18 protein-coding genes and 4 pseudogenes are annotated in these 26,747 nt (G+C 64.1%); 10 read left to right on the forward strand and 12 right to left on the reverse strand.

What is annotated here, in order from left to right:
- Nucleotide 1: 1 nt before the first annotated feature.
- Nucleotides 2–2,788: a malto-oligosyltrehalose synthase gene (gene treY, locus ACVWYI_RS32405; RefSeq protein WP_456664200.1), complete on the forward strand. Its 2,787-nt coding sequence runs from the start codon at nucleotides 2–4 to the stop codon at nucleotides 2,786–2,788.
- Between the two features lie 3 nt (nucleotides 2,789–2,791).
- Here treY and ACVWYI_RS32410 read toward each other — a convergent pair whose 3' ends face one another.
- Nucleotides 2,792–3,109, reverse strand: a complete 318-nt coding sequence (locus ACVWYI_RS32410; protein ID WP_456664201.1) for a polyhydroxyalkanoic acid system family protein — start codon at nucleotides 3,107–3,109, stop codon at nucleotides 2,792–2,794.
- 183 nt (nucleotides 3,110–3,292) lie between these two features.
- Between ACVWYI_RS32410 and ACVWYI_RS32415 the strand changes: the two genes are divergently transcribed.
- On the forward strand, nucleotides 3,293–3,457 hold the full coding sequence (locus tag ACVWYI_RS32415) for a DUF3309 family protein (protein WP_007595743.1): 165 nt from the start codon (nucleotides 3,293–3,295) through the stop codon (nucleotides 3,455–3,457).
- A gap of 97 nt (nucleotides 3,458–3,554) precedes the next feature.
- On the opposite strand, the gene ligD is transcribed toward ACVWYI_RS32415, so the two are convergent.
- On the reverse strand, nucleotides 3,555–6,227 hold the full coding sequence (ligD, locus tag ACVWYI_RS32420; protein ID WP_456664202.1) for a DNA ligase D: 2,673 nt from the start codon (nucleotides 6,225–6,227) through the stop codon (nucleotides 3,555–3,557).
- A 118-nt stretch (nucleotides 6,228–6,345) separates the two neighbouring features.
- Between ligD and ku the strand changes: the two genes are divergently transcribed.
- Nucleotides 6,346–7,230, forward strand: coding sequence for a non-homologous end joining protein Ku (gene ku / locus ACVWYI_RS32425; protein ID WP_354105765.1), 885 nt, complete (start codon nucleotides 6,346–6,348; stop codon nucleotides 7,228–7,230).
- A 137-nt stretch (nucleotides 7,231–7,367) separates the two neighbouring features.
- Here ku and ACVWYI_RS32430 read toward each other — a convergent pair whose 3' ends face one another.
- From ACVWYI_RS32430 to ACVWYI_RS32455, 6 genes and pseudogenes are all read right to left on the reverse strand, one after another.
- The gene (locus tag ACVWYI_RS32430) at nucleotides 7,368–8,057 is read right to left on the reverse strand and encodes a response regulator (protein ID WP_247442830.1); all 690 of its coding nucleotides are present in this window, start codon (nucleotides 8,055–8,057) and stop codon (nucleotides 7,368–7,370) included.
- On the reverse strand, nucleotides 8,054–10,777 hold the full coding sequence (locus tag ACVWYI_RS32435; protein ID WP_456664203.1) for a DUF4118 domain-containing protein: 2,724 nt from the start codon (nucleotides 10,775–10,777) through the stop codon (nucleotides 8,054–8,056). The genes ACVWYI_RS32430 and ACVWYI_RS32435 overlap by 4 nt, the downstream gene beginning before the upstream one ends.
- A gap of 40 nt (nucleotides 10,778–10,817) precedes the next feature.
- Nucleotides 10,818–11,423 (reverse strand): K(+)-transporting ATPase subunit C, encoded by a 606-nt coding sequence (locus ACVWYI_RS32440; protein WP_247350835.1) that lies wholly within the window; start codon nucleotides 11,421–11,423, stop codon nucleotides 10,818–10,820.
- 108 nt (nucleotides 11,424–11,531) lie between these two features.
- A pseudogene (gene kdpB, locus ACVWYI_RS32445) lies at nucleotides 11,532–13,647 on the reverse strand (potassium-transporting ATPase subunit KdpB).
- Between the two features lie 17 nt (nucleotides 13,648–13,664).
- Nucleotides 13,665–15,368: a potassium-transporting ATPase subunit KdpA gene (kdpA, locus tag ACVWYI_RS32450; protein WP_456664204.1), complete on the reverse strand. Its 1,704-nt coding sequence runs from the start codon at nucleotides 15,366–15,368 to the stop codon at nucleotides 13,665–13,667.
- A gap of 111 nt (nucleotides 15,369–15,479) precedes the next feature.
- A complete protein-coding gene (locus ACVWYI_RS32455) occupies nucleotides 15,480–15,569 on the reverse strand; it encodes a K(+)-transporting ATPase subunit F (protein WP_008133410.1) in 90 nt (29 codons plus the stop codon).
- A 623-nt stretch (nucleotides 15,570–16,192) separates the two neighbouring features.
- Between ACVWYI_RS32455 and ACVWYI_RS32460 the strand changes: the two genes are divergently transcribed.
- From ACVWYI_RS32460 to ACVWYI_RS32490, 7 genes and pseudogenes are all read left to right on the forward strand, one after another.
- Nucleotides 16,193–16,660: a hypothetical protein gene (locus ACVWYI_RS32460; RefSeq protein WP_247442840.1), complete on the forward strand. Its 468-nt coding sequence runs from the start codon at nucleotides 16,193–16,195 to the stop codon at nucleotides 16,658–16,660.
- Between the two features lie 155 nt (nucleotides 16,661–16,815).
- Nucleotides 16,816–17,068: pseudogene (locus tag ACVWYI_RS32465) on the forward strand (hypothetical protein).
- A 24-nt stretch (nucleotides 17,069–17,092) separates the two neighbouring features.
- On the forward strand, nucleotides 17,093–18,010 hold the full coding sequence (gene dapA, locus ACVWYI_RS32470; protein WP_247442842.1) for a 4-hydroxy-tetrahydrodipicolinate synthase: 918 nt from the start codon (nucleotides 17,093–17,095) through the stop codon (nucleotides 18,008–18,010).
- 128 nt (nucleotides 18,011–18,138) lie between these two features.
- The gene (locus tag ACVWYI_RS32475) at nucleotides 18,139–18,330 is read left to right on the forward strand and encodes a hypothetical protein (protein WP_247350829.1); all 192 of its coding nucleotides are present in this window, start codon (nucleotides 18,139–18,141) and stop codon (nucleotides 18,328–18,330) included.
- A gap of 509 nt (nucleotides 18,331–18,839) precedes the next feature.
- Complete coding sequence (locus ACVWYI_RS32480; RefSeq protein ID WP_256467627.1) at nucleotides 18,840–18,968, forward strand: hypothetical protein; 129 nt, start codon at nucleotides 18,840–18,842, stop codon at nucleotides 18,966–18,968.
- Nucleotides 18,969–19,136: 168 nt separating this feature from the next.
- Nucleotides 19,137–19,772, forward strand: a complete 636-nt coding sequence (gene upp / locus ACVWYI_RS32485) for a uracil phosphoribosyltransferase (RefSeq protein WP_247442844.1) — start codon at nucleotides 19,137–19,139, stop codon at nucleotides 19,770–19,772.
- A gap of 33 nt (nucleotides 19,773–19,805) precedes the next feature.
- A pseudogene (locus ACVWYI_RS32490) lies at nucleotides 19,806–21,397 on the forward strand (AMP-binding protein).
- A 17-nt stretch (nucleotides 21,398–21,414) separates the two neighbouring features.
- Here ACVWYI_RS32490 and ACVWYI_RS32495 read toward each other — a convergent pair.
- From ACVWYI_RS32495 to ACVWYI_RS32510, 4 genes and pseudogenes are all read right to left on the reverse strand, one after another.
- A complete protein-coding gene (locus tag ACVWYI_RS32495; RefSeq protein ID WP_247442848.1) occupies nucleotides 21,415–22,653 on the reverse strand; it encodes an acetyl-CoA hydrolase/transferase family protein in 1,239 nt (412 codons plus the stop codon).
- Between the two features lie 8 nt (nucleotides 22,654–22,661).
- A pseudogene (locus ACVWYI_RS32500) lies at nucleotides 22,662–24,219 on the reverse strand (class I adenylate-forming enzyme family protein).
- Between the two features lie 32 nt (nucleotides 24,220–24,251).
- Nucleotides 24,252–25,418, reverse strand: a complete 1,167-nt coding sequence (locus ACVWYI_RS32505; RefSeq protein WP_456648719.1) for an acyl-CoA dehydrogenase family protein — start codon at nucleotides 25,416–25,418, stop codon at nucleotides 24,252–24,254.
- A 29-nt stretch (nucleotides 25,419–25,447) separates the two neighbouring features.
- The gene (locus tag ACVWYI_RS32510) at nucleotides 25,448–26,737 is read right to left on the reverse strand and encodes a TRAP transporter large permease (RefSeq protein ID WP_456664205.1); all 1,290 of its coding nucleotides are present in this window, start codon (nucleotides 26,735–26,737) and stop codon (nucleotides 25,448–25,450) included.
- Between the last annotated feature and the right edge of the window lie 10 nt (nucleotides 26,738–26,747).

Raw genomic sequence — 26,747 nt, forward strand, 5'->3', positions numbered from 1 at the left:
GATGCCTCCAGCCATTCCTCTCGCAACCTACCGGCTTCAGCTCACCGCGGATTTCGACTTCGACAAGGCCACCGCGGTGGTACCCTATCTAAAGGCGCTGGGGATCACGCATCTCTACACCTCGCCGGTGATGAAGGCCCGCAAGGGCTCGACGCACGGCTATGACACCGTCGATCACAGCCAGCTTAATCCGGAGCTCGGCGGCGAGGCCGGCTTCGCGCGACTGAGCGAGGCGCTGACGCAGAACGACCTTGGCCTCATCATCGATTTCGTGCCGAACCATGTCGGCGTCCACTTTGCCGACAATCCCTGGTGGCTGGACGTGCTGGAATGGGGCCAGACTTCGCCGCACGCAGTTTCCTTCGACATCGACTGGGATCTGCTGCCCTACCGCGCCCGCGACGGCGTGCTGCTGCCGATCCTCGGCGCCTCCTATGGTGAAGCACTTGAGCGCGGCGAGATCGACCTGCGCTACGATTCCGACGAAGGCAGCTTCTCGGCCTGGTATTTCGAGCACCGCCTGCCGATCGCGCCGGAGCGCTATGGTGAAATGCTGCGCATGATCGTGAAGGAGGCGGACGCGGCCGAGAGCGAAGCCGGCAAGCGCCTGCTGTCGCTGGCGGCACGCTACACGGGACTGCGCCGCCCCAACCGCAAGGAAGCGCCCGGCTTCAAGGCGGAGCTTAGGGAGATCGCAGGCAGCGCCGACATCGTCGCGCGCGGTCTCGGCGCCTATCGTGCCGCCAAGGACCGCCCCGCGCAGACGCTGGCGCTGCATCACCTGCTGGAACGTCAGCACTACAAGCTCGGGCACTGGCGGCTTGCCTCCAGCGATATCAACTATCGCCGCTTCTTCGACGTCAACGGGCTCGCCGGCCTGCGCGTCGAGGACCCCGGCACGTTCGCCGCCACGCACCGGCTGGTGAAGCAACTCATTGCCGAGGGCAGACTGCAGGGCATCCGCCTCGATCATATCGACGGCCTGCGCGATCCTGCGCAATATTGCCAGCGGCTGCGCCGGCTGGTGCGCGACGCGCAGGGCACGACGAAGCCGTTCTATACGGTGATCGAGAAGATCCTGTGCGAGCACGAGCGTCTGCCGCATCTCGCCGGCATCCAGGGCACCACCGGCTATGAGTGGATGAACGCCATCACTCACGTTCTGGTCGACGCCAAGGGGCTTGAGGCCCTGGACGAAACCTGGCGACAGATCAGCAATCGGCCGCCACGGCTCGCGCCTTACGTCAAGGACGCCAAAAGGCGCGTGCTTGAGACGCTGCTGACCAGCGAATTCACAGTTCTGACGCGCCTGCTTGCGCGCATCGCCAATGGGCACTACTCGACCCGCGACTTTTCCGCCGACAGCCTGCGGCAGGCACTCGAGCTCTATGTGCTGCATTTCCCGGTGTACCGCACCTACCTGACGACAAGTGCGCCGACGGCGAACGATCGTAAGCTGATCGACGACACCATTGAGCACGCTCGCCGGGAATGGTTCGCTGCGGACGACGGCATCTTCGACTTCCTGCGCGACGCGCTCACCATGGACCTGCTCAAGCCTGGCCGTCCCCCGCACAGCGCCCCGCGGGTGCGCCGCTTTGCGCTGAAGGTGCAGCAGTTCACCGGGCCGATGATGGCAAAGTCGCTGGAGGACACCGCGTTCTATCAATTCCACCGGCTGCTCGCGATGAACGAGGTCGGCGGTGATCCCGCGAGCAGCGGCCTCACCGTTCCCGCTTTCCACGAGATCATGCAGGCCCGCGCCAGGGAATGGCCGCAAGGAATGACGGCGACCGCCACCCATGACACGAAACGCGGCGAGGACGCCCGCGCGCGGATCGCGGCCCTGAGTGAAATTCCCGGCGAATGGACCAGCGCGGTGGCCCGCTGGAAGGTCCTGAACGCACCGCACATTGCGCTCGACGGCAATCTGCGTGCCCCGTCGGCAACGTTCGAATACATGCTCTACCAGACCCTGCTCGGCGCCTGGTCGCTCCAGGAGCCGGCCGACGCCGGTTTCGTCGAGCGCATCCAGGCCTATGCGCTCAAAGCCGCGCGTGAGGGCAAGGAGGAGACGAGCTGGCTCAACCCGCACGAGGCCTATGAGAACGGCGTCAAGAGCTTCATCGCGAAGGTCCTCGATCCCGCGCAATCCGGCGAATTCCTGGAGGCGCTGCAAACCCTGGCGCGCCGCGTCGCGCTGCTCGGCGCGCTGAACGCGCTGAGCCAGCTCACGCTCAAGGCGACATTGCCGGGCGTGCCCGACTTCTACCAGGGCACCGAATTCTGGGACCTGTCGCTGGTCGATCCCGACAACCGCCGCCCGGTGGATTTTTCCGCGCGACACGCAGCGCTGGACACGCTGGACGATCCGGATTGGAATGATCTGATCAAGAGCTGGCCAGACGGCCAGCTCAAGCTGGCCTGGACGCGGCACCTCCTCAAGCTGCGCAACGAACTCCCTGACGTCTTCGCGCGAGGGGATTACCAGCCGCTTCAGGTTCGGGGCGCGCACGCCGACCATGTCGTGGCCTTTGCCCGCCGCCACGGCCGCGCCGCGGCGATCGTCGTGGTCGGGCGCCAGTTCGCACCCTTCACGCAAGCAGGACGCGAATGGCCGATGCTAGATGGGTTCGACGCTGCCATCGACGTCACGGGCTACCACGTGCCGGGTCTTGCGGGCAACGATCTGCTGCTCGCGCAGGCGCTTGGCAATTTTCCCGCTTCTGTCATCTCGGCGCGTGCCGCGGGTGCGGCGAGGCCGATGCGACCGCGCGCCCGCGCGTGAACGCTAGCTTTTTTCGTCTTTGCCCAGCAGCAGCTGGCCGCGCTTGCGGATCGTGGCCTGCGCCATCTCGGCAAAGCGCTGCAACAGCCAGGGCAGCACCACCTGCACCTTGACGTGGTCGTCGGCGACATCGACCTGGCCGCTCGCGATCTGCCCCAGCGCGCGGATGCAAAAATTCATGCTGTCACCGCTCCAGCGCTCCTCCTCGACCTGCATCACCGGAATGCTGGCCGCGGCGCGGCCGAGCCCGGTCTTGAGCCGGCGCACCGCCTCCTCGCGGCCGAGACGGTGCGGAATGGAGACGACAAGCGGTGCTGACATGGCCCTGACCCGTAAGTGACTGATCCTCACATAGTCATGCCGGCCGGTGGGTCAAAGGTTCCATGCAAGCTGGCCGTGCAACCACTGTTTCATCGGGGGAACTTTAAAACCTGCGGCAAGTTGCCCTCGCACAACGGGACAGGCTGCAAACGACCCTTTCAAGAAGGGCTGGAGGAGATTCGCATGTCTATCGGTACGATCATTCTGATCATTTTGGTTATCGCCCTGCTCGGCGGCTTCAGCGGCATCGGCGGCGGTCCGTTTTACGGCACCGGCTATTATGGCGGCGGCGGCCTCGGACTTGTCATCGTCATTCTGCTGATCTTGCTATTGCTGGGACGGATTTAGCCGCTCTTGCAGGGTGGGTTAGCCGAAGGCGTAACCCACCATTGCTTCCGTGAATGCTGAACGAAGTAGGGTGGGCTACGCCTTCGGCTACCCCGCCCTACTTCACTTTCCCCGCGAGCTTCTTGATCGCCGCCTTGATCGACGCGGCTGCATCATCGTAGCCATCCCACGCCTTTGATCGCGTCAGCAATCCGGGTACCGTCCGCACCGTGTAGCGCTTCGGATCGAGATCGCTCTTTACCTGCGCCCACGTGACGGGCATCGACACGGTTGCACCATCTCGTGCGCGGGGGGAGAGCGGCGCCACCGCCGTCGACATCCGATCGTTGCGCAGATAGTCCAGAAAAATCTTCCCGTCGCGCAGCTTCTTCGACATGTTGAGCAGATAGCGCTCGGGCTCGTCACCCGCCATCCATTGGCAGACCCCTTGCGCGAACGCCTTTGCCTCCTTCCAGCTCACCTTGTCCCGTGCGCCGTGGAGCAGCGGCACGACCACATGCAGGCCTTTGCCGCCGGTGGTTTTGCAAAAACTCTCCATGCCGACATCGGTGAGGCGCTGCCGCATCTCCTTGGCCGCATCGACGACCTCGGGAAAATCAACATCCGGCGCCGGATCGAGATCGAACACCAGCCGGCCCGGCGTGTCATAAGCACCTGGCGCACAATTCCAGGGATGCAGCTCGACGCCACCGATCTGCGCCACGGCCGCGAGCCCCTCGAGGCGATCGATCTGCAGATAGGGCTTGCGATCGCCTGAGACCTTGGCGAGTTCGATCAGATTCGAGGTGCCCTGCATGGCGTGGCGCTGGAAGAACTTCTCACCGCCAATGCCATCAGGCGCACGCACGATTGAGCAGGGACGGCCCTTGATATGCTCGATCATCCAGGAACCGATCGCCTCGAAATAGCGCGCGAGATCGAGTTTCGTCACGCCCTTGCCGTCGCCGCCGTCCGGCCACAACTCCTTGTCCGGCTTGGAGAGCACGACGCCCATCACTTCGGCACCGCCGCTTGCCTTCGGCCGGGCGGCAGGCCTGGGTCTGCCCCGTGACCTGGTGGAAGGCTCGGCAAGCTCGGTATCGGCGGGCGTTTCGGCCTCGACCTCCTCCGCCGGCTTGTCCTGCCGCAGACCCTTGAAGGCGGCCTGGCGGATATTGCCGTCGGCGGTGAAGCCGGCGAACTCGATTTCGGCCACGAGCTCCGGCTTCAGCCAGTGCACCTCGCCCGTCTTCTTCGGCGCATTCTTGCCGCCGAAGGGGCTTTGCTTGGCCTCCATGGCCTTCAACGACGGCAAGATGCGCTTGACCTTGTCGGCGCCGAAGCCGGTGCCGACCATGCCGACGAAGGCGAGATGATCACCGCGATGCACGCCCGCCATCAGCGAGCGAAATTTACCGTTGGTGGTCTTCCAGCCGCCGATCACGACTTCATGCCCGGCACGGCATTTGGCCTTGGTCCAGCTTTCTGACCGTCCCGAACGGTAAGGCGCATCGAGCTTCTTCGACACCACGCCTTCGAGCTCGAGCTTGCAGGCCGATCGCAGCACCGCATCGCCGCCGCTTTCGAAATGCTCGACATAACGGATCTGGCTCGATTTCTTCTTGCGTGCTTCCAGCAACTCCTTGAGGAGGTCTTTCCGTTCACCGAGCGGCAGGCGGCGATAATCGATTCCCTCGGTGAACAGGAGATCGAAGGCGAAGAAGATGAGATCTTCGGTCTTGCCATCGGATAGTGCTGCCTGGAGCGAGGAGAAGTTCGGCGCACCATTATGGTCGAGCGCGACGATCTCGCCGTCGATCATCACGTCCGGCAGCACGCTTGCTTCCTTCGCAATACTTGCGAATTTTCCGGTCCAGTCGAGGCCCTTGCGCGTCTTCAACGTCGCCTCGCCGCCCTCGACCCGAAGCTGCACGCGGTAGCCGTCGAACTTGATCTCGTGACACCAGCCATCGCCACCCGGCGGGCGCTCGACCGACGTGCAGAGCTGCGGCGCCACGAAATCCGGTATCTCCGCCGCCTTCTTCGCGGTCGCGGTCGTGGCTTTCTTCTTTGCCGTCTTGCCGGTCTTCAACGCCGCGCGCGGCGCCGGCTTGACCGTGCGCCCTTTCGCTTCTTCGGCCCGATTGGACTGCCAGACCGCGTCGGCCTTGGCATTGGCGCCCTTCGCCAGCATGAACGGTCTTGGCGCGCGTCCCTTGCCTCCGGCGATCTGATCCATCGCGCGGCCGGAGGCGACCGACTTGTCCTCCTCGAGAATGTCGTTGTCTGCGCCCTCACGGACATGTTCGTCGCGGTGCTTGATCAGGAGCCAATTGGTGCGCTTCCCGCCGGTGCGGTCGTTGCGCATGCGCACCAGCACCCAGCTGCCGTGCAGCTTCTCGCCATGCAACGTGAACTTGAGGTCGCCCTTCTTGAACCCGCGTTCGGGATCCTCGGATTCCCAGGTGCCGCGGTCCCACAGCATGACCGTGCCGCCGCCATACTGGCCCTCCGGGATCGTGCCCTCGAAGTCACCATAGTCGAGCGGGTGGTCCTCGACCTCGACGGCCAGCCTCTTGTCGTGCGGGTCAAGCGAGGGCCCTTTCGTCACCGCCCAGGACTTGAAGACGCCGTCGAACTCGAGCCGTAGATCGTAGTGCAGTCGCGTCGCATCGTGCTTCTGGATCACGAAGCGTCGCTGCTTCGAGGGCACCGCTGCCGTTTTGCCCGACGGCTCCGGTGTCTTCTCGAAATCACGTTTCTGTCGATACTTAGAGAGCTTTTGCAGCACGACTGATCCCGGATTCTCTTTTGGCGTGAAAGCCTATCACGGCCCACAACCCACCCGGAACCAAAACCCCACGGGACGGTTGGGGTTCCAAAATGACTCGAAGACGCTGGAGAACGGAATGGCCCCGCGCGCCTATTGGAAGGGAACGTTGAAGCTCTCGCTGGTCAGTTGCCCCGTTGTGCTTTATCCGGCGACCACCGCGGCCGAGAAGACGCGGTTTCACATGATCAACCGCGAGACCGGCAACCGATTGAAGCAGCAGATGATCGACGCCGAGACCGGCGACGTCGTCGAGAGCGATCAGAAAGGACGCGGCTACGAGCTACGCAAGGGCAAATATGTCGAGATCGAGCCGGAGGAGCTCGAAGCGGTCCAGATCGAGAGCAACCACACCATCGACATCGAAAGCTTCGTGCCGAGCGACGAGATCGACCAGCGCTATCTCAACCATCCCTATTATGTCGCGCCCGACGGAAAGGCTGCGATCGACGCCTTTGCCGTGATCCGCGATGCCATGAAGGACCAGGACCGCGTGGCGCTCGCCAAGATCGTGCTCACCAATCGCGAGCATATCATCGCGATCGAGCCGCTTGGCAAGGGCCTGCTCGGCACCACCCTGCGCTTCCCGTACGAGCTGCGCGACGAGGGCCAGTTCTTCGACGACATCAAGAGCCCGAAGATCACCAAGGACATGGTGGAGCTCGCCGGCCATATCCTCCAGACCAAGACGGCCCATTTCGACCCCAGCAAGTTCAAGGACGAATACGAGAACGCGCTAAAGGCACTGGTGAGGCGCAAGGCCAGCGGCAAGACAATCGAACTGCCGGAGCCTGAGGAGAAGCCGAGCAACGTCGTCAACCTGATGGATGCGCTGAAGCAGAGCTTGAAGGGACGCGGCGGGAAGAAGACGTCGGGAAAGTCTCATGCCCGCCGCACGAGGGGACGGCAACGTAGCGCGAAGAAGACGCAAAGGGCCGCGGCGGGGCGTCGCAAGGCGGGTTGATTTACTCCGTCATTGCGAGCGTAGCGAAGCAATCCAGAACCTTTCCCGAGAGACAGTCTGGATTGCTTCGCTGCGCTCGCAATGACGATGCTGATGGAGGCTCGCGCCACAATCTCCGTCGTGGCTGCCGCAAGCAGCTAATCCCCCGCCCTTAGCCGATACCCGATCCCGGTCTCCGTCAGCACATATTGCGGCCGTTCCGGATCGGCCTCGATCTTCTGGCGGAGCTGGCGGACATAGACGCGCAGGTATTGCGCATCCGTCAGTTCGTCCCAGAGCTCCCTAAGCAGGAAGCGATGGGTCAGCACCTTGCCGGCATGCTGCACCAGCACGCGCAGGAGATCGTATTCTTTCGGCGACAGTTTGACGTCCCGCTCGCCGACCTTGACGATGCGGCGCACCAGATCGACGGAGAGGTCAGCAGTGCGGAACACCGGGCGCTCGCCCTGGACCTGAAGCTGGTGCCGCAGCGCGGCGCGCAGACGTGCCAGGAGTTCGTCCATACCGAACGGTTTGGTCAGGTAATCGTCGGCGCCGAGATCGAGCGCCTGTACCTTGCCGGCCTCGTCGCCGCGGCTCGATAGCACCACGATCGGCACAGCTTCATTGCGGGCCCGGATGGTGCGCAGCAGCTCATGGCCCTGGATGTCGGGCAGGCCGAGATCAAGAATGATCAGCGCGGGTTCTTCGACAAGCTTTTCCAACGCCATCTTGCCGTTCGACGCCTCCAGGATTTCATAGCCTTGCGTCGAGAGCCCCATCCGCAGCAACTTGCGGATCGGCGGCTCGTCGTCGATGACCAGCACCTTGATCGGGGCAGCACTCATGCGGCGGTGTCCAATGCCTGGGTCTGGGCCGGAATGGGCAGACGGATGGTCAGAACCGCGCCGCTCCGGTCGTTGCGATTCGCGGCCGAGATCGTGCCCCGCATCGCCTCGACGAAGCCGCGGGAGATGGCGAGCCCGAGCCCGGTGCCGGGACGGACACGATCCCCCTTCTGCGCGCGATAGAACTTGTCGAAGACGCTCTCAAGCTCCTCGGGCGGAATACCGTCGCCCTCGTCGGCAATCTGGAGCACCACGTGATCGCTGTTGCGCCGGCTGCGGATCGAGACCGTCATGTCGGGCGGCGAATATTTGGCGGCGTTGTCGAGCAGGTTGAACAGCACCTGCTCAAACAGCACCGCATCGAGCTGGAGCATAGGAAGGTCTGCGGCCAACACCAGTTCGACCTTGTGGGCGGTGAGGATCTTGGCTGCACGCCGTAGCGCGCTACCGACGATCTCGCCGAGATCGTGCAACGCGGTGTTGGGCACGATGGCGCCGGATTCAAGCTTGGTCATGTCGAGCAGATTGGCGATGAAGCGGTTGAGCCGTTCGGATTCGTCGATCACCGTGGCAAGCAGGTCGCGCTTTTCGGTGTCGGAGAGCGCGCTGGCGAGATCGCGCATGGTCGAGGCCGCACCTAGCACGGATGCGAGCGGCGTCTTCAAATCATGCGAGATCGAGGTCAACAATGCAGAACGCAACCGCTCGGATTCGACGGTGCGCTTGACGCGATCGACGTCCTCAACAAGCAGCACGCGCTCGATCGCCAGCGCACCCTGGTCGACCAGCGCATCGAGCAGGCGGCGCTGGTCCGGGGTCAGCAACGGGCCGGTGCGGTCGTTGTCGATGCCGATGACGCCGATCGGGCCGCGCCCGGTGCGCATCGGCAGGAACAGCCGTTTTGCGCCCGGCAACGTGTCCGAGCCGCGGCCTGCGGGGCGGTCGTTGCTGCAGGCCCAGTTGGCGGCGGCAAGGTCAGCCTGATCGAGATCGTCCTCGGGCGGATAGCCTGATTTCACCGTGAGCAGGCCTTCCTCCGGCAGCAGCAGCACCACACGGACTTTCAGCATCAGCGCGATCTGGTAGGCGGTCGCCCACAGCACGTCGTCGAGCGTGCCGGTGCCGGCGAGCTTGCGGCTGAAAGCGTAGAGCTGCTCGGTGGTCCTGATGCGGCCGATCGCGGTGTCAGCCTGGGTGCGGACCCGCCCGGCGACATTCGACACCACGAACGCAATCAGCATGAAGAAGAAGAACGCCGCGACATTGGTCGGATCGGTGATCGTGAAGGTATAGACCGGCGGCAGAAAGAAGAAATTGTAGGAAAGCGACGCCGCGACACTCGCAAGCAACGACGGCCACAATCCGTGGCGCACGGCAACGGTCACCACGGCGCTGAGGAACATCAGGTCAACGTTTTCGATACCGACATACGGCTTGATGGCGACGGCGGCAGCAAGACCAAGCGCGGTGATCCCGAGCGCCTTCAGATAGGGCCGGGCATCGAACGGGTCTGATCGCGCTGCCGTCTGCACCGCCGTCTTCGGCGCCGGCTCGCTCGTGAGCTCGTCGCCGGGAATAACGTGAACGCTGATATTGCCGGACCGGCGCACCAGATCATGCACGACGGAGCCGCGCGTCATCTCGAACCAGCGCGAGCGCGTCGACTTGCCGATCACGATCTGGGTGACGTTGTTGCCCTGCGCGAAGTTGACGACGTCGTCGGCGAGGCGGCGGCCGACGCCTGGAATCGTCAGCGCCTCGCCACCGAGCGATTCCGCGAGCCGGAGCGTGTCGGCCAGCCGATCGCGCTGCTCATCCGACAATTGCAGGGACCGCCGCGTCTCGATCGAAACCGCAGTGAACGGCGCGTGCAGCCGGTCGGCGAGCCGTTTGGTGTAACGCACGAGGCCAGCCGCGCGCGGATCTTCGCTGACGCAGACGAGGATGCGCTCGCTGGCGGCCCAGGGGCCCGAGATCGCATTCGCCTGCATGTGACTGAGAAGTTGCTCGTCGACCCGTTCGGCCGTGCGCCGCAAAGCGAGCTCGCGCAGCGCGGTGAGGTTGCCCGGCGAGAAATAATGCTCCAGCGCCCGCTCCGCCTGCTTGGGAACATAGACCTTGCCTTCCTTCAGGCGCTGGATCAAATCGTCGGGCGTGAGGTCGATCAGCTCGATCGCGTCGGCGCAGTCGAATATGGAATCCGGCACTGTCTCGCGCACCCGCACATGGGTGATCTGGGCAACGACGTCGTTCAGGCTTTCGATGTGCTGGACGTTGACGGCGGTATAGACGTCGATGCCGTGTGACAGCAGCTCCTCGACGTCGAGATAGCGCTTGGGATGGCGGCAAAGGGGACCGTTGGTGTGGGCGAGTTCGTCGACCAGCGCAATTTTCGGCCGGCGCGCGATCACGGCATCGAGGTCCATTTCCTCGATCACCTGGCCGCGGTAGTCGAGCCTCTTGCGCGGGATCACCTCCAGCCCGCGCACCAGCGCCTCGGTCTCGGCGCGGCCATGGGTCTCGACGAAGCCGACCACGACATCGATGCCGGCCTTGCGCCTGGCATGTGCGCTTTGCAGCATCTCATAGGTCTTTCCGACGCCGGGAGCGGCGCCGACGAAGATCTTCAGCTTGCCGCTCGCACTCTCCTCCCTGCGCGCTGCTTCCAGCAGCGCCTCGGGCGACGGACGTTGTTCTGGATCGCGGCGCTCTCGGACCATGGTGCCAGTATAATCACCCTGATGCCACGAGCCTAGACCGCTACTTCGCGGCCACACGATCGAGCGCGAGGTTCAGCGCCAATACGTTAACGCGGGGTTCGCCAAGCAGGCCGAGCAAACGGCCTTGGGTGGCGGAGGCCACCAGCTGCTTCAACGTGTCCTCCGGCATATTCCGGGCCTTGGCGACGCGCGGTACCTGGAATTGTGCCGCCTCCGGCGAGATGTCCGGGTCGAGACCGCTGGCCGAAGTGGTCACCAGGTCCACCGGCACCGCGGCGTTGGAATTCTCGCCCCTGAGCTTGTCCACGTCTTCCTTCAGCCGGTCCGCCAACGCCTTGCTGGTCGGACCGAGATTGGATCCGCCCGAATTGGCCGCGTTGTAGGGTGCCGGCACCGTCTTGGTCGAATCATTCGGGTCTGGCGCCAACGTCGCCGAGGGACGGCCGTGGAAGTACTTGTCGTCCTTGAACTCCTGCCCGATCAGGGCGGAGCCAACGACCTTGCCGTCCTTCTCGATCAGGCTGCCCTGCGCCCGTGCGGGGAAGAGCGCGCCGGCAATAGGCGTCATTGCGAGCGGATAGGCCAGACCCGTGATGACGGTGAGCACCAGCAGGAGGACGATGGCGGGGCGTATTTCTCTGAGCATGTGTTTCTCCTATTTCTTCCGTCATTGCGAGCGAAGCGAAGCAATCCAGAGTCTTTCCGCAGAGGCAGTCTGGATTGCTTCGTCGCTTCGCTCCTCGCAATGACGGGGTTATGCCAAATGCAAGGCGGTGACGACGAGGTCGATCGCCTTGATGCCGATGAAGGGAATGACGATGCCGCCGAGCCCGTAGATCAACAGGTTGCGCCGTAGCAGCGCGCCGGCACCGACCGCACGGTAGGCAACGCCCTTCAACGCCAACGGGATCAGCGCAACGATGATCAACGCGTTGAAGATGATTGCCGACAGGATGGCGCTCTGCGGGCTCGACAGGTTCATGACGTTGAGCACGTTGAGCTGCGGGTAGAACGCCAAAAACATCGCCGGGATGATCGCGAAATACTTGGCGACGTCGTTGGCGATCGAGAATGTCGTCAGCGCGCCTCGTGTCATCAGCAACTGCTTTCCGATCTCGACCACCTCGATCAGCTTGGTCGGGTTGGAATCGAGGTCGACCATGTTGCCGGCCTCTCGCGCGGCCTGGGTACCGGTGTTCATGGCGACACCGACGTCGGCCTGCGCGAGCGCCGGCGCGTCGTTGGTGCCATCGCCGCACATGGCCACCAGCTTGCCCTTGGCCTGCTCGTCGCGGATCAGCTTGAGCTTGTCCTCTGGGGTTGCCTGCGCCAGGAAATCATCGACGCCGGCTTCCGCCGCGATTGCCGCGGCCGTCATCGGATTGTCGCCGGTGATCATGACGGTGCGAATGCCCATGCGGCGCAGCTCGGCAAAGCGCTCGCGGATGCCACCCTTGACGATGTCCTTGAGCTGGATGATGCCGAGCAGCTTGCCGTCCCTGGCAACCGCCAGCGGCGTACCACCGGCCTTGGAGATCTCGTCCGCAATCGTCTGCACCTCCCGGCCAATATCCGAAAGCACCGCAGGCTGGATGGCGCGGACCGTGTTGCCTGAAGCAACCGCCAGCGGCGCGCCGCCACCGACATAGTTGAGCATGGCATCGACCGCGCCCTTGCGCACCGATGAGCCGCCGGCATCCACGCCGCTCATGCGGGTCTGCGCCAAGAACGGGATGAAGGTGGCGCCCAGCTCGGCCATGTCGCGGCCGCGGATGCCGTGTTTCTCCTTGGCCAGCACGACGATCGAACGGCCTTCCGGGGTCTCGTCGGCGAGCGATGCGAGCTGGGCCGCGTCCGCGAGCTCCTGCTCGGTCACGCCGCGCACCGGGCTGAAGGAGGTCGCCTGGCGGTTGCCGAGCGTGATGGTGCCGGTCTTGTCCAGCAACAGCGTGTCGACATCGCCGGCCGCCTCGACCGCGCGGCCGGACATCGCCAGCACGTTGAAGCGCACCAGGCGGTCCATCCCGGCGATGCCGATTGCCGACAACAGCGCACCGATCGTGGTCGGGATCAGGGTCACGAACAGCGCGACCAGCACAATCACCGAGATCGAGCCGCCGGCATAGGCCGCATAGCTCGGAATGGTGACGGTGGCGAACACGAAGATGATGGTGAGGCCGGCCAGCAGGATGTTGAGCGCGATCTCGTTTGGCGTCTTCTGCCGCTCGGCGCCCTCGACCAGCTTGATCATGCGGTCGATGAAGGTCGAACCTTGAGCTGCCGTGATCCGCACGCGGATCCAGTCGGACAGCACCTGCGTGCCGCCAGTCACCGCCGACCGGTCGCCGCCGGATTCGCGGATGACAGGCGCGGGATTCGCCGGTGATCGCGGCCTCGTTGACGGAGGCGACGCCCTCGATCACCTCGCCATCGGAGGGAATGGTATCGCCGGCCTCGACCAGCACGATGTCATCGACCTTGAGGCTCGTGCCCGGCACGAGATTGAAGGCTCGGCCGGCACCACTCAGGAGCTTGGCCTGGCTCTCGGTGCGTGTCTTGCGCAGCGATTCGGCCTGTGCCTTGCCGCGGCCTTCGGCAACCGCTTCGGCGAAATTGGCGAACAGCACCGTGAACCAGAGCCAGAGGATGATCTGGAAGGTAAAGCCCAGGCCCGCACCTCCCGTAAGGACATCGCGCAGAAAGATCGCCGTGGTGAGCGCGGCCACGACCTCGACCACGAACATCACCGGGTTCTTCACCATCAGCCGCGGATCGAGCTTGGTGAAAGAGGCGCTAATCGCGGGCACCACGATGTTCGGGTCGAGCATCGCCGACATTGACGCGCGCTTATGCAGTTTCATCGTATCCATGGAGGTCGCTCCAACAATCAGAACAGGTTACCGGCGTTCATCGCCAGATGCTCGACGATCGGGCCGAGCGCGAGCGCCGGGAAAAAAGTCAGGCCGCCGATGATCAGGATCACGCCGACGACAAGCCCGACAAACAGTCCGCCCGTGGTCGGGAATGTGCCCGCCGACGGCGCGATCGATTTCTTGGCGGCCAGCGAGCCCGCAATCGCCATCGCAGGGACGATCATGAAGAAGCGGCCGACGAACATCGCGCTTGCCAGCGTAAGGTTGTAGAATAACGTGTTGCCGGTGAGGCCCGCGAAGGCCGAGCCGTTGTTGCCGGTCGCCGAGGTGAAGGCGTAGAGCACTTCGGTGAAGCCGTGCGGTCCGGCATTCGCCATCGAGGCGACCGCCACCGGATAGACCACGCCGACCGCGGTCCAGCCGAGATACATCAGCGGCAGCACCAGGATCGCGAGCATCGCCATCTTGACCTCACGCGCCTCGATCTTCTTGCCGACATATTCCGGCGTGCGGCCGACCATCAGGCCCGCCACGAAGATCGCCAGCACGACAAACAGCAGCATGCCGTAAAGGCCAGCGCCGACGCCGCCGACGATGATCTCGCCGAGCTGCATGTTGATCAGCGGAATCATGCCGCCGAGCGCGGTGAAGCTGTCATGCATGGCATTGACGGCTCCGCAGGATGCGGCCGTCGTGATCACGGCGAACAGCGAGGACGCGACGATGCCGAAGCGAACCTCCTTGCCTTCCATGTTGCCGCCGGTGAGACCGAGCGCATGAAGGGCCGAGGTGCCGCTGGCTTCCGCCCAATAGGTGACGGCAACGCCGCCGACGAACAGCACGCCCATCACGGCAAGAATGGCCCAGCCCTGGCGCTGGTTGCCGACCATGCGGCCGAACACGTTGGTGAGCGCGGCGCCAAGCGCGAAGATCGAGAGCATTTGCACGAAGTTCGACAGCGCGGTCGGATTCTCGAAGGGATGCGCGGCATTGGCATTGAAGAAGCCACCGCCATTGGTGCCCAGCATCTTGATCGCGACCTGGGAGGCGACCGGGCCGACCGCGATGGTCTGCTTGGCACCTTCGAGCGTGGTCGCCTCGACATAATCACCGAGCGTCTGCGGCATGCCCTGCGAGACGAGGAACAGCGTGTAGACGATGCAGATCGGCAGCAGCACGTAGAGTGTCGTGCGGGTAACGTCGACCCAGAAATTGCCGACAGTGCGCGCCGAGGCGCGTGAGAAGCCGCGGATCAAAGCCACCGCCAGCGCGATGCCGGTTGCCGCCGACAGGAAGTTCTGGTGCGTCAGGCCGAGCATCTGCACGAGATAGGACAGCGTGCTTTCGCCGCCGTAGTTCTGCCAGTTGGTGTTGGTGATGAACGAGATTGCGGTGTTGAAGGACAGATCCTCGGCCACCGCCCCCTGACCAGCCGGATTGAACGGCAGCACGGCCTGAAGCCGCATCACGCCGTAGATGATGAGGAATCCGCCGACGTGGAACAGCAATATGGCGACCGTGTAAGTCAGCCAATGCTGCTCGCGCTTCTCGTCGACGCCGGAGAACCAGTAGATGCCGGCCTCGATCGGACGCAGCACCGGCGACAGGAACGTCCGCTCGCCGTTGAACACGCGCGTCATGTACCAGCCGAGCGGCTTGGTCAGCGCGACGATGATGCCGCAGAAGAGAATGATCTGGAGCCAACCGATCATAGTCATGGAATCAACCCTTCAGGCTTGGTGCCCGGCGCATAAGCGGCGGGAGCACCGATAGCAGGCAGGCGACGAGCACGGCGTCCGCCAGCAGTAATTCGAGGAGAAGCGGCACGGTCAGAACCGTTCAGGCCGAAGCAGCGCGTAAGTGAGGTAGATCAGGAGGCCAAACGAGACGGTGCCGGCGAGCGCATAATCGAAAATCATGGTCCGCTCCCTCAAAGACGTTCGCAGGCGTAGGTGTAGCCGATCGCGAGGGCGAAGAAGCCGAAGCCCAGCCCCAGCATCATCAAAATGTCCATCATGGCGATACTCCTTGCTAGACGATATCCGGCGTAATCAATCTCTGGATGCCGGCAGGCCGCTTGCTCCGCGCGAATGCAACGGGTGTCTGCGCCCGGCCGGGACTTTCACCGTGCTGAAGTCCCACCGTGTACATAGATTTTCGAGATGAAGCCGATGGCGAAATTATAGGAATCTCATAAAGGCCGGCACGTCTTCGCCAGCGGCCATGCGACACTGACAACGCATTCCAGGCGGTCTTTCCGGGCAGGTGGCGCAGCGACGCGATCCACCGTCACCATCGCTACCCATCCTTAAGGCAGACTGTGGGGAAGGTCTTTTCAAAATGCCGGTTTCTATAAGCCTTCACCTTCGGTGGCGATGACAGTCGAGAATGAGCGCTGTCTTTTGCCTCTTACCCGGAGGCATACGCACACTTATGAAATGCTTATATCTCTCGCCCGCTCCTCATCTCGTTTTCAAACGTGCTTCCAGCCATCTTGGGCATGCCGGCCGACTGACCGACACCAATTCCAGGAGGCCTGAACATGACCGCCGCACTCCGACATTACGATCCACCTTCGTTCAGCGAACGCCTGCGCGATGCGCGCGCAATGACGCGACCGTTGATGCTCGAGATCATCGACCACGCCTGTCGGCACTTCCCCTCGCTTGGACAAAACGGCCGCACCGCGCGCGTCATGCGACTGCTCGACGCAGAAGCCTGGGCCGATGCCGCACTGGCACTGATGGAGCTCGAGCTGCCGACGTGGCAGGTCCGCCGCATCGCCTACGACGAGGGCGAGTGGCACTGCGCGCTCTCGCGCGAGCGCGAGCTGCCGGACTGGCTGGATGCCGCGGTCGAAGCGCGCCACGCGGATCTTTCGTTGGCCCTGCTGTCGGCCTTCATCGAGGCCCAGGCATTGGCCGCGGAGATGTCACGGCCCAGCGTTCCTTCTGTTCGTGCGCCGCTGGATTCGCTTTACGAACCTGTCGTCTGTGACAATTTCGGCTAGAGCGGCCTGACGGGTTCGGCGGGCTCACGCCTTTCCGACCTTCCTATGAGATCGTCGCGTGGCCTCCCTCGAAATCATATTCGCAAGGAAAGATATTGAGTCTGCAGGCGCGGTCGATGCTGCCGCCACCTGTAGCGATCAGAAGGAATATCGAAGTGAAACTCATCGAACCTCCCTCGTGCAGCGCCTTCCACCATCGTCTTCATTGGCAGGAACAGTCGCGGCCATTGGATCGCGCAGGAGCAGAACGGCCTCTATGGCGGCCTGTTCGTCAGCCGCGCGCAGGCCATCAAATATGCGCTATTCGAAAACGGACAGCATCCCGAGACCATCGTCGAGCTGCCACGCGAGATCGAACTCGACATGGGCAAGAGCGGCAACAGCAGTATCTCGCGGCACGCCGCCTGAGCCGGCGCCTTCGAGCGAAAAGCCATGTTCATCCCTCCCTCAGCTTGGTTCACCGGCATCATTCCGGACGTACCGACCCCGTTCGACGCGGCTGACGCCATCGATCTCGAGGCGTTCGCCGCGCTCTGCGAGCGCCAGGTTGCGGCTGGCGTCCCCGCTCTGGTGATCTGCGAGACGGTCGGCGAGGCGCCAACGCTCTCGCCCGCCGAGCAGGAGCTCGTCATTCGCACTGCTGTCGACGTCGTCCGCGGTCGCGCGCGAATTATCGCCGGCGCGATGTCGAATGCGACCGGCCACGCCATCGAACTCGCGCGGCGCGCGGAGGCTGCGGGTGCCGATGCCATCATGTCGGCCGTGCCCGCCTATAACAAGCCGATGCAGGAGGGGATGCTCGCGCATTTTCGCGCCATTGCCGGTTCGACCGGTTTGCCGATGATCCTGCACGATGTTCCCTCGCGCACGCTGCGTCCGCTGGCGGACGAGACCATCGTGCGTCTCGCGGAATCCCGGCAATTCGCCGGCTTACGCGACGGCAGCGGCGATATCAGTCGCCCGATGCGCTTGGGTCGGCTTCTGCCGGCCAGCTTTCGCCTGCTGTCCGGCGACGATACCACCGTCTTCAGCTTCATCGCGAGCGGCGGCGATGGCGCGATCTCGGAGATTGCCAATGTCGCCCCGGATCTCTGCCGGACGATCTTCTCACAGGCGAGGCAGGGCCGCCTGCAATCGGCGCGCTACCTGCACAAGCGCCTCATCCCGCTTATCGCCTGTCTCTCTCGGGAGAGCCCGGCGGCGCTGAAATGCGCCTTGAGCATCCTCGATCTGATGCGGCCGGATACTAGGCTGCCGATCATGCCGCTGAACGACGTTGCGCGAGCGGAGGTCGCCCGAGCAATCGCCGCGATCGCCGACGAGGAGCTGAACGATAGCGTCGGAGCGTAGGCACGGCACTTATGACGTTCCTATATCGCTGCACGGACAGTCGTCTCGCATTCCTATGCTTCGACATCCATCATACGAGCCAGGGTCGGAGCGGCCGTATCGCCGCACCACGCATAAGGACTTCCAACATGTCGATGCTGACACATGGCTTTGACCGGCACTTTGGGAAGGTCGAACGCCCGGTACGGATCTCGATGGCACGCAAGGCCCAGCTCAAGCGCCTGGCATTACGCGCGCTGGGCGTGCTCTCGATGGGCAGCGTGCTCACCGCGCTCATCGCGTTGAAGACAGCGATCCATGTCTGGCACCTGCACGCCTGACCAGAATGGCAGACCATCATGACCTTGCAGATGTGTGAGGAGGCCGCGATGGCGGCAATCGCGCTTCAAGCTGCCCCTCGCGCGCCCGAGGCCCGGCAGACGCCAGTGTTGCTCAAGTCGCTCGATCCCGATGTCGTCAGCGCCTCCATTCCCGCGTTCTTCATCGGGCGCAACGCGGCCGGCCTCTGGGTTGTCCGGGAAGCGAACGGGCGCATCGGCGGCCTGTTCCTGTTAAAGAGTTCGGCGGTCGATTTCGCCAACCGGCAGAGCAAGCCGGCAAGGTGCGCGCTGGTGTTTCCCACCGGGATTTTTGAGCTCGACATCGAGAACCGCGGCAATCCGCTGATCGTGCTGGCCGCACGATTGCTGGAGGGGCCAAGCGGCTCGCGGCGCTCGTCGCCGCAAGGCGACAGACATGATCGAGCTCAAGATCATCATGCTGATCGCCCTGATAGGACTGCTGCTCCTCGGCATGCGTCTCACCGCAGCCCCGACTTCGGACGGCTAGCATGCAGCTCCTCAAGGGAAATCTCGAGCAGGTGGTCGCCACGACGATCCTGACCATGACGCTGAGCCTGGTCTGGGGCGCGATCCTGACGATCGTGATCACGCTCGTGGCGCGGGGGCTTGGGATCTAGCCTCTCGTCGCCACGCGTACGGCAATCGAGCGGGAATTGACTATGGTTGCCTGCGAGGCAAGCAACCGGGCGCGAACGGCGGTGGCGATCCTTGCTTGAGGCTGCGTATCCCGCCAAAAACGCTCGTCCGATCTGGCGCAATTTCACGGAACCGTGTAGAGCGATTTCATGAGCATCAGCAACGTCAATGTCGTCGCCCATCCCCTGGTCCAGCACAAGCTCTCCCTGATGCGGGAGAAGGACCGCTCGACCAAGAGCTTTCGCGAGATCCTGAACGAGATTGGGATGCTGCTCGGCTACGAGGTGACGCGCGACCTGCCGCTGGAGCTGGTCGCGATCGAGACGCCGATCGCGCCGATGCAGGCGCCCAAGATCGCCGGCAAGAAGCTCACGCTGGCTCCGATCCTGCGCGCGGGCGTCGGCTTCCTCGACGGCATGCTGGCGCTGATGCCCTCGGCGCGCATCGCCCATATCGGGCTCTACCGCGACCCCGAGACGTTGCAGGCCGTGGAATATTACTTCAAGGCGCCGCAGGATCTGTCGGACCGCACCGTGATCCTGATGGATCCGATGCTGGCGACCGGCAACTCGGCCTGCGCCGGCGCCTCCCTGCTCAAGGCGCGTGGCGCCCGCGACATCCGCTTCGTCTGCCTTCTGGCCGCGCCCGAAGGCATCGCGCAGTTCCAGAGCGAGCATCCCGACGTGCCGGTCTGGACCGCCGCGATCGACGAGCGGCTCAACGACCACGGCTACATTGTGCCGGGCCTGGGCGACGCCGGCGACCGGATGTTCGGCACCAAGTAGACAGCTTTGCGCGATCGGGTTAGTCCGGTTGCCATGAACGCCAATGATTTTTCGCTGCAATCCCTGATCGGAACCGAGGCCGCCGCCGATCCGGCCTTCGTGTTCGACGGCACGCCGCTCCTGCGCGCGGAGTTCTCAGAAAAGATCGAGCAGACCGCCGCCTGGCTTGCCGCGCACGGTATCGGCAAGGGCGACGTCGTCGCGGTCTGGCTGGTCAACCGGATCGAATGGATCGCGCTGCTGTTCGCCGTCGCCCGCCTCGGTGCCATCATCGCCGCCGTCAATACGCGCTACCGCAGCGCCGAGGTCGCCCATCTCCTGAAGCTGTCCGGCGCCAGGCTGATGGTAGTCGAAGCCGAATTCCGCGCGATCGACTTTGCCGCCATCCTCGCCGACGTCGCCAGGGACGAAGTGCCTGCGCTACGAGAGATCGCGGTGGTCGGCGCGGATGCGATTCCCGCACACTGGCCGTGCGTGCGCTTCGATGCCTTCGACAGATCCTATCCGTCTGCCCCGCCGGCTCAGGATGATTTCGATCTGCCGGTTCTGCTCTACACGACGTCAGGCACGACCAAAGGACCAAAACTCGTCGCGCATTCGCAGCGGACGCTGGCGAGCCACGCCGTCTCCATTGCCACGGCGCTAAAGCTCTCGCCGCAGCGCCATTCGTTGCTGGCCATGCTGCCGCTCTGCGGCACCTTTGGCATGACAAGCCTGCTCGGCATCGTCGCAGCGGGCGCGACCGTCCATGTGCTCGACGCCTTCGAGGCGGCGCCGGCGCTGAGGATTCTCGGCGAATGCGGTATCACGCACGCATTCGGCTCGGACGAGATGTTCCGCCGCATCCTCGCCCTCACCGATGCACCGCGTCCGTTTCCGCCATCATCTCGAGGTCTGCGGCTTCGCCGCGTTCCAGCCCGGCTGGCGCGAGCTCGCCGCGGACGCCGAGGCCCGCGGCATGCCCCTGTTCGGCCTCTACGGCTCGAGCGAGCTGCAGGCGCTGTTCTCAATCGCACACTCCAGTGATGGCTTTGCTGATCGCATCGAGGGCGGCGGCTGGCCGATATCACCCGACACGAGGGTGCGCGTGCGCGACACCGAGACCGGCGAGCCCGCGGCTCAAGGTGTCTCCGGCGAGATCGAGATCAGCGCGCCGTCGCGCTTCCTCGGTTACTACAACAATCCCGAGGCGACACGCGACGCCATCACCGCGGACGGCTTCTTCCGCACCGGCGATATCGGCCGGCTGCGCGCCGACGGCTCCTTCGTCTACGAAACCCGCGCGGGCGACGCCATGCGGCTCGGCGGCTTCCTTGTCGCGCCCGGCGAGATCGAGGACGAGCTCAAATCGTGCCCCGGCGTTGCCGACGCCCAGGTCGTCGCGGGTCGATCTGAAGGGACAGGCGCGCTGCGTTGCCTTCGTGATCCCAGCCCAAGAACCCCACCACGAGCCGCCGCGGCAGGAAGCGTTGATCACGCGCCTGCGCGAGCGGCTCGCCGGCTACAAGGTCCCGGCGCGGATCTATATCGTGGAGGCCTTCCCCGTCACCGACAGCGCGAACGGCATCAAGATCCAGCGCGCCCGGCTTCGGGCCATGGCGATGGATCGGATCGCTGCCGAATAGCGTCTACGGGCTTCGCTTCATCGACGAAGCTGCGCCGATAGCGCGTCGCGGTGCCCGGGCGCCGCGATCGCGATCATGCGGCGCGCACGCTCGGCAAGGCCGCAGCCGCGCAGCTCGGCAACGCCCCATTCGGTGATGATGGCATCGACATCGGCGCGGGGGGTCGTCACTGTCTCGACATGGGCGACGATCCGGCTCGTGCCATCCGAAGCCGTCGCCGGCAGCGCGATGATCGCCCTTCCCCGAGGTGAGGCATTGGCGCCGCGCACGAAATCGAGCTGCCCGCCGATCGCACCGATCGCAACGCCATTCAGCGTCTCGGAATTGACGCTGCCATCGAGCCCGACCTGGAGCGCCGAGTTGATCGCGACCAGCCGGTTGATGCGGGCCAGCACGTCCTGGCCGTGTGTGTATGACGTCGGCCGCACCGAAACAGCGTTGTTCTCGTGCACGAAGCGATAGAGCCGCTGCGTCCCGATCACCTGGTTGGTAACCGTGATCCCGGCATCGATACCCTTCTCCGCATTCGTCACCGCACCGCGTTCGATCAGATCGACGACGGCGTCGTTGATCAGGCCGGAATGGATTCCGAGATTGCGTACATGCGAGAGCGAGGAGAGAATTGCGTCCGGAATTCGACCGACGCCGAACTGCAGCGTGCTGCCATCGTCGATCAGCCCCGCCGCATGCGCCGCAATGCGCCGCGAAACATCGTCCAGCGGCGGCGACGCCAGCTCGACTGGCGCACAGCGGGCCGGGACGCGCACATGGATCGTCACGTCCTCAGGCCACTCCGCTCCGAACGTAAAAGGCGCATCCGGGTTGATCTCGGCGATGACCAGGCGCGCACCGCGCGCGGCATCGATGACATAGTCGTTGGAGAGACTGGCGCTGAGCCGCCCCTTGGACTCCGCAAGCTGCACCAGAACGACATCGGCCTTGTGGCGGCGCGCGGCGAAGTCGGCGCAGAACGCGCTGTAGTTGCTCGGAATCAGATCGAGCCGTCCGGCCTTAGCGAGCCGCCGGGCATTGCCGATCACGCCATAGCTCAGGAACGACACGTTGGGCGCGGGGCCTGCGGGAAACGTCTCCGAGAACACCGGTCCGACCATCATGCGAAACGGTGGAAGATGTTCCGCCTGTGCCATCAGCACTTCTGTCAGCGTGACCGGCTCCGCAGTCGCCTGCCCGCACACGACGAGATCACCCTCACGGACCAGGCCGGAAAAGTCGATCGGCGACGCGGGCTCGAGCATCGCCCACCTCAATCCATCGGTTTGAGGCGCGCGGAGGACTCGCCGAGCAGCGTGCGCAATTCCGTCTTCACGATCTTGCCGTAGCTGTTCTTCGGTAGCTCGCCGGTGAGATAATAGTGCTTCGGCCGCTTGAAGCGCGCGATCCAGGCATTGCACATCTGGTCGAGCTCGTCCCGCGTGACCGCCCTATCCGCGACGGGAACGACGACGGCCACCACCTCCTCGCCCCATTCCGGATGGGGACGGCCGATCACAGAGACTTCGGCGACGGCCTCATGCCGCAACAGGACCTCCTCGACCTCGCGCGGATAGATGTTGGTGCCGCCGGAGATGATGACGTCCTTGGAGCGGTCCTTCAGCGTGAGGAAGCCGTCGGTGTCGAAGGCCCCCATGTCGCCGGTATAGAGCCAACCGTCGCGCAGTGTGTTCGCGGTCGCCTCGGAATTTTGCCAGTAGCCCGACATGACAGTATCGCCGCGCACGATGATCTCGCCGACCTCGCCAGCGGTGCAACGTCGCCGCCCGCCTCATTCACGGTGCGCACCTGTACGACGCCCTGCGCGATGCCAGCCGACGCCAGGCGCTCGGCATGACGCGGATGCCCAGCATCGACATGCATTGACTTCGGCAGGTACGTGATGGTCATCGGCGTTTCGCCCTGACCGTAGATCTGCGCAAGCTTTGGTCCGAACACGTTGAGCGCGGCCTTGCAATCGGCGACATACATCGGGCCGCCGCCATAGATGATCGTCTTCAGCCCCCGCGCGGTCGCGCCAGCTGCTTCCGCCGCGACGGTCAGGCGCCGCACCATGGTCGGCGCGGCAAAGAAGGAGATGCCGTCGCGCTTTGCCGTCAGCTCAAGGATCTCGTCCGGCTCGAAGTGACCGCTCTCGGGAATGATCTGCGCCCCCATGCCGAGCACGTGCGGCACCATGTAGAGGCCTGAACCGTGCGACATCGGTGCGGCGTGCAGCAGCGCCTCGCCCGGCGCGACCGGATTGATCTCGGCGAGATAGTTCAGCGCCATCGCAAGCAGATTGCGGTGGCTCAACACCGCGCCCTTCGGACGCCCGGTGGTGCCGCTGGTGTAGAAGATCCAGGCGGGATCTGTGCTCACGACATCGGCGATGGCAATGCCGTCAGTCTTTTCGAGACCACGATGCTCGGCCGAACCGATCTCGACGATGCGCGGCTTGGCCGCAACAAGCGCCGACGCTTCGGAGGCGACGCTCGCCATGTCCTCGGTCACGAAGACGACCGCCGCACCCGAGTTGTCGAGAATGAACGCGACCTCGCGCGGATGCAGCTTTGCGTTGATGGGAACGGCAACCAGCCCGGCATGCCAGCAGGCATAGAGACAGGCGACGTAGTCGGGCACGTTCTTCATCAGCAGCGCAATGCGGTCGCCCTTGGCCAAACCAAAGCGCTGCTGCAGCGATGCAGCCAGCGACGCCACCGTTGCAGCGAGCCGGCCGTAATCGGCAACCGGCGTCAACCCTTTGAGCACAACGCCGGCGCGGACGCATCGGCTTTGGCGGAACGCAGGAGATGGTGAGCGAGGTTCATTGGCGGCCCTGCCGAAAAGTCCGCGGGAAAACCTAGTATGACTTGGCCAGTCCAAGCACCTTTTCCGCAATAAAACTGAGCGCGAGCTGCGGGCTGACCGGCGCGATGCGCGGGATCAGAACTTCGCGCAAGTACCGCTCGACGTGGAACTCCTTGGCATAGCCGAAGCCGCCATGGGTCATCACCGCCTGCTCGCAGGCATGGTATCCGGCCTCACCTGCAATGTATTTCGCGGCATTGGCGGCGCCGCCGCAGGGCATGCCCTTGTCGTATTGCCACGCCGCCGACATCACCATCAGCCACGCCGCTTCGAGCTCGACCCAGTTTATGGCCAGCGGATGCTGGATGCCCTGGTTCTTGCCGATAGGCCGGTTGAACACAACGCGGGTCTTGGCGTATTCGGTGGCGCGCGACAGCGCGACCTTGCCGAGGCCGACCGCTTCCGCCGCGATCAGGATGCGCTCGGGGTTCATGCCTTCGAGGATGTACTGGAAGCCTTTGCCTTCTTCGCCGATGCGATCCTCCATCGGAATCTCGAAGTCCTCGAAGAACAGCTCGTTGGAATCGACGATCTTGCGGCCCATCTTCTCGATCTCGTGGACCTTGATCTTGTTGCGGTCGAAGTCCGTATAGAACAGGCTCAGCCCATGCGTCGGCGAGCGCACTTCCTCCAGCGGCGTGGTGCGCGCCAGCAGCAGGATCTTGTGCGCGACCTGCGCGGTCGAGATCCACACCTTCTGGCCATTGACGATGTAGCGGTCGTTCTTGGCGACGGCGCGGGTCTTGAGCTGCGTGGTGTTGAGGCCGGTGTTGGGCTCTGTGACGGCGAAGCACGCCTTCTCGCGGCCTTCGACCATCGGCGGCAGCATGCGCTTGCGCTGCTCCTCGGTGCCGAACACGACGACGGGATTGAGGCCGAAGACGTTGATGTGCACCGCGGATGCGCCGGACATCCCTGCGCCGGATTCCGCGATCGCGCGCATCATGATCGCGGCTTCGGTGATGCCGAGCCCGGAGCCGCCATAGGCTTCCGGCACGCAGATGCCGAGCCAGCCGGCGTCGGCCAGCGCCTTGTGGAAGTCGTGCGGAAAGCCGCCGTCATGGTCTTTCTTCAGCCAGTACGCATCGGGAAAGCCTTCGCAGATCTTTGCGATGGCGTCGCGAATGGCCTCTTGCTGATCGGTGAGCGCGAAATCCATGTTGGTCTCCTTGTGGAGGCTCGTTAGTTCTAGCGCCCCATCTGCGAGGGCAGCCAGAGGATGATAGACGGAAACGCCACCAGGATCGCAATGACAATCAGGTGCGCAATGAAATGCGGGAAGGTACCGTGGAACACCTCCGCGACCGGCCGCTTGGCATAGCGGGCGACGATGAAACAGTTGAGCCCGACCGGGGGCGTGATCATGCCGACCTCGGCGGTGACGATCTTGATGACGCCGAACCAGATCGGATCGAAGCCGAGCGTCTTGATCAGCGGCAGCACGATCGGCACGGTCAGCACCAGGATCGCGATCTGGTCCATGAAGGATCCGAGCACGATGTAGCCGCACAGGATCAGCGTGATGATGACCCAGCGCGAGGCCGGCAGCGAGCCGACCCAGGCGACAAGATCCTGGGTCACGTGGGTGAGCGTGAAGAAGTAGCCGAAGATCGACGCACCGACCAGGATTATGATGATCATGCAGGTGCCATGGCAGGCACGCAGCAGCGTCGCGTAAAGCGACGACGGCGTGATCTTGCCCTTGACGATCGCGAGCAGGAAGGCGCCGAACGCACCGAACGCGGAGGCCTCCGTCGGCGTGGCGACGCCGAGATAGATCGTGCCTGTGACAATCGAGAACAGCACCACCATTGGCGAAACCTGCCACAGCAGCGCGAATTTTTCGCGCCACGGCACCGACTTGGCGGGCGGCGCGCGCGATGGATCCTGCCAGACCAGGAAGTAGATCGTGGCCATGATGGTGATGGTGACGAGGATCGCGGGGATGATGCCGCTGACGAGCAGCTTGCCGATATTTACCTCGGCAAGGAGACCGAAGATGACGAGTGCGACGCTGGTCGGCAGCAGCATCGACAGCGTGCCTGATATCGCGACCACGCCTGCGGCCATCTTCGGCTCATAGCCCTGGCGGATCATCGCCGGCAGGCTGGTCGAGGACAGGGTTGCGGCCGAGGCCGTCGATGTGCCGCAGATCGCGCCAAAACCGGCGCCGGCCAGCGCGGTGGCCATGCCGAGCCCGCCGGGGATGCGGCCGACCCAGGCCGAGGCCGTTTTGAATAAATCGTCCGCGACACCCGACAGCAGCACGAGGTCCGCCATCAGCAGGAACATCGGGATGGTGATCAGCTCGTAGGAGGAGACGGTCGAGAGCGGCGCGGTTTGCAAAATGCCGAACAGTGTGCTCCAGCCGCCGACCATCACGAGGCCGACCGAACCGGAAAAGGCCATCGCGAAGCCGACGGGCGTGCCGAGTGCGAGCAGGCCGAACAGCAGGGCGAGAACGATGAAGGGTGTCATGAATGCCTGC

This window comes from Bradyrhizobium sp. LB13.1, from assembly GCF_054056815.1.

Excerpts from the sequence above, each read along its gene's own strand:
- ACVWYI_RS32475 (WP_247350829.1), top strand. The coding sequence starts at position 18,139 with ATGTCGATGCTGACACATGGCTTTGACCGGCACTTTGGGAAGGTCGAA.
- ACVWYI_RS32430 (WP_247442830.1), bottom strand. The coding sequence starts at position 8,057 with ATGAGTGCTGCCCCGATCAAGGTGCTGGTCATCGACGACGAGCCGCCG.
- ACVWYI_RS32415 (WP_007595743.1), top strand. The coding sequence starts at position 3,293 with ATGTCTATCGGTACGATCATTCTGATCATTTTGGTTATCGCCCTGCTC.
- ACVWYI_RS32495 (WP_247442848.1), bottom strand. The coding sequence starts at position 22,653 with ATGCTCGAGCCCGCGTCGCCGATCGACTTTTCCGGCCTGGTCCGTGAG.
- treY (WP_456664200.1), top strand. The coding sequence starts at position 2 with ATGCCTCCAGCCATTCCTCTCGCAACCTACCGGCTTCAGCTCACCGCG.
- ACVWYI_RS32435 (WP_456664203.1), bottom strand. The coding sequence starts at position 10,777 with ATGGTCCGAGAGCGCCGCGATCCAGAACAACGTCCGTCGCCCGAGGCG.
- ACVWYI_RS32480 (WP_256467627.1), top strand. The coding sequence starts at position 18,840 with ATGCAGCTCCTCAAGGGAAATCTCGAGCAGGTGGTCGCCACGACGATC.
- upp (WP_247442844.1), top strand. The coding sequence starts at position 19,137 with ATGAGCATCAGCAACGTCAATGTCGTCGCCCATCCCCTGGTCCAGCAC.
- ACVWYI_RS32460 (WP_247442840.1), top strand. The coding sequence starts at position 16,193 with ATGACCGCCGCACTCCGACATTACGATCCACCTTCGTTCAGCGAACGC.
- ACVWYI_RS32410 (WP_456664201.1), bottom strand. The coding sequence starts at position 3,109 with ATGTCAGCACCGCTTGTCGTCTCCATTCCGCACCGTCTCGGCCGCGAG.
- ACVWYI_RS32510 (WP_456664205.1), bottom strand. The coding sequence starts at position 26,737 with ATGACACCCTTCATCGTTCTCGCCCTGCTGTTCGGCCTGCTCGCACTC.
- ACVWYI_RS32505 (WP_456648719.1), bottom strand. The coding sequence starts at position 25,418 with ATGGATTTCGCGCTCACCGATCAGCAAGAGGCCATTCGCGACGCCATC.
- ACVWYI_RS32440 (WP_247350835.1), bottom strand. The coding sequence starts at position 11,423 with ATGCTCAGAGAAATACGCCCCGCCATCGTCCTCCTGCTGGTGCTCACC.
- ACVWYI_RS32455 (WP_008133410.1), bottom strand. The coding sequence starts at position 15,569 with ATGATTTTCGATTATGCGCTCGCCGGCACCGTCTCGTTTGGCCTCCTG.
- kdpA (WP_456664204.1), bottom strand. The coding sequence starts at position 15,368 with ATGACTATGATCGGTTGGCTCCAGATCATTCTCTTCTGCGGCATCATC.
- dapA (WP_247442842.1), top strand. The coding sequence starts at position 17,093 with ATGTTCATCCCTCCCTCAGCTTGGTTCACCGGCATCATTCCGGACGTA.
- ku (WP_354105765.1), top strand. The coding sequence starts at position 6,346 with ATGGCCCCGCGCGCCTATTGGAAGGGAACGTTGAAGCTCTCGCTGGTC.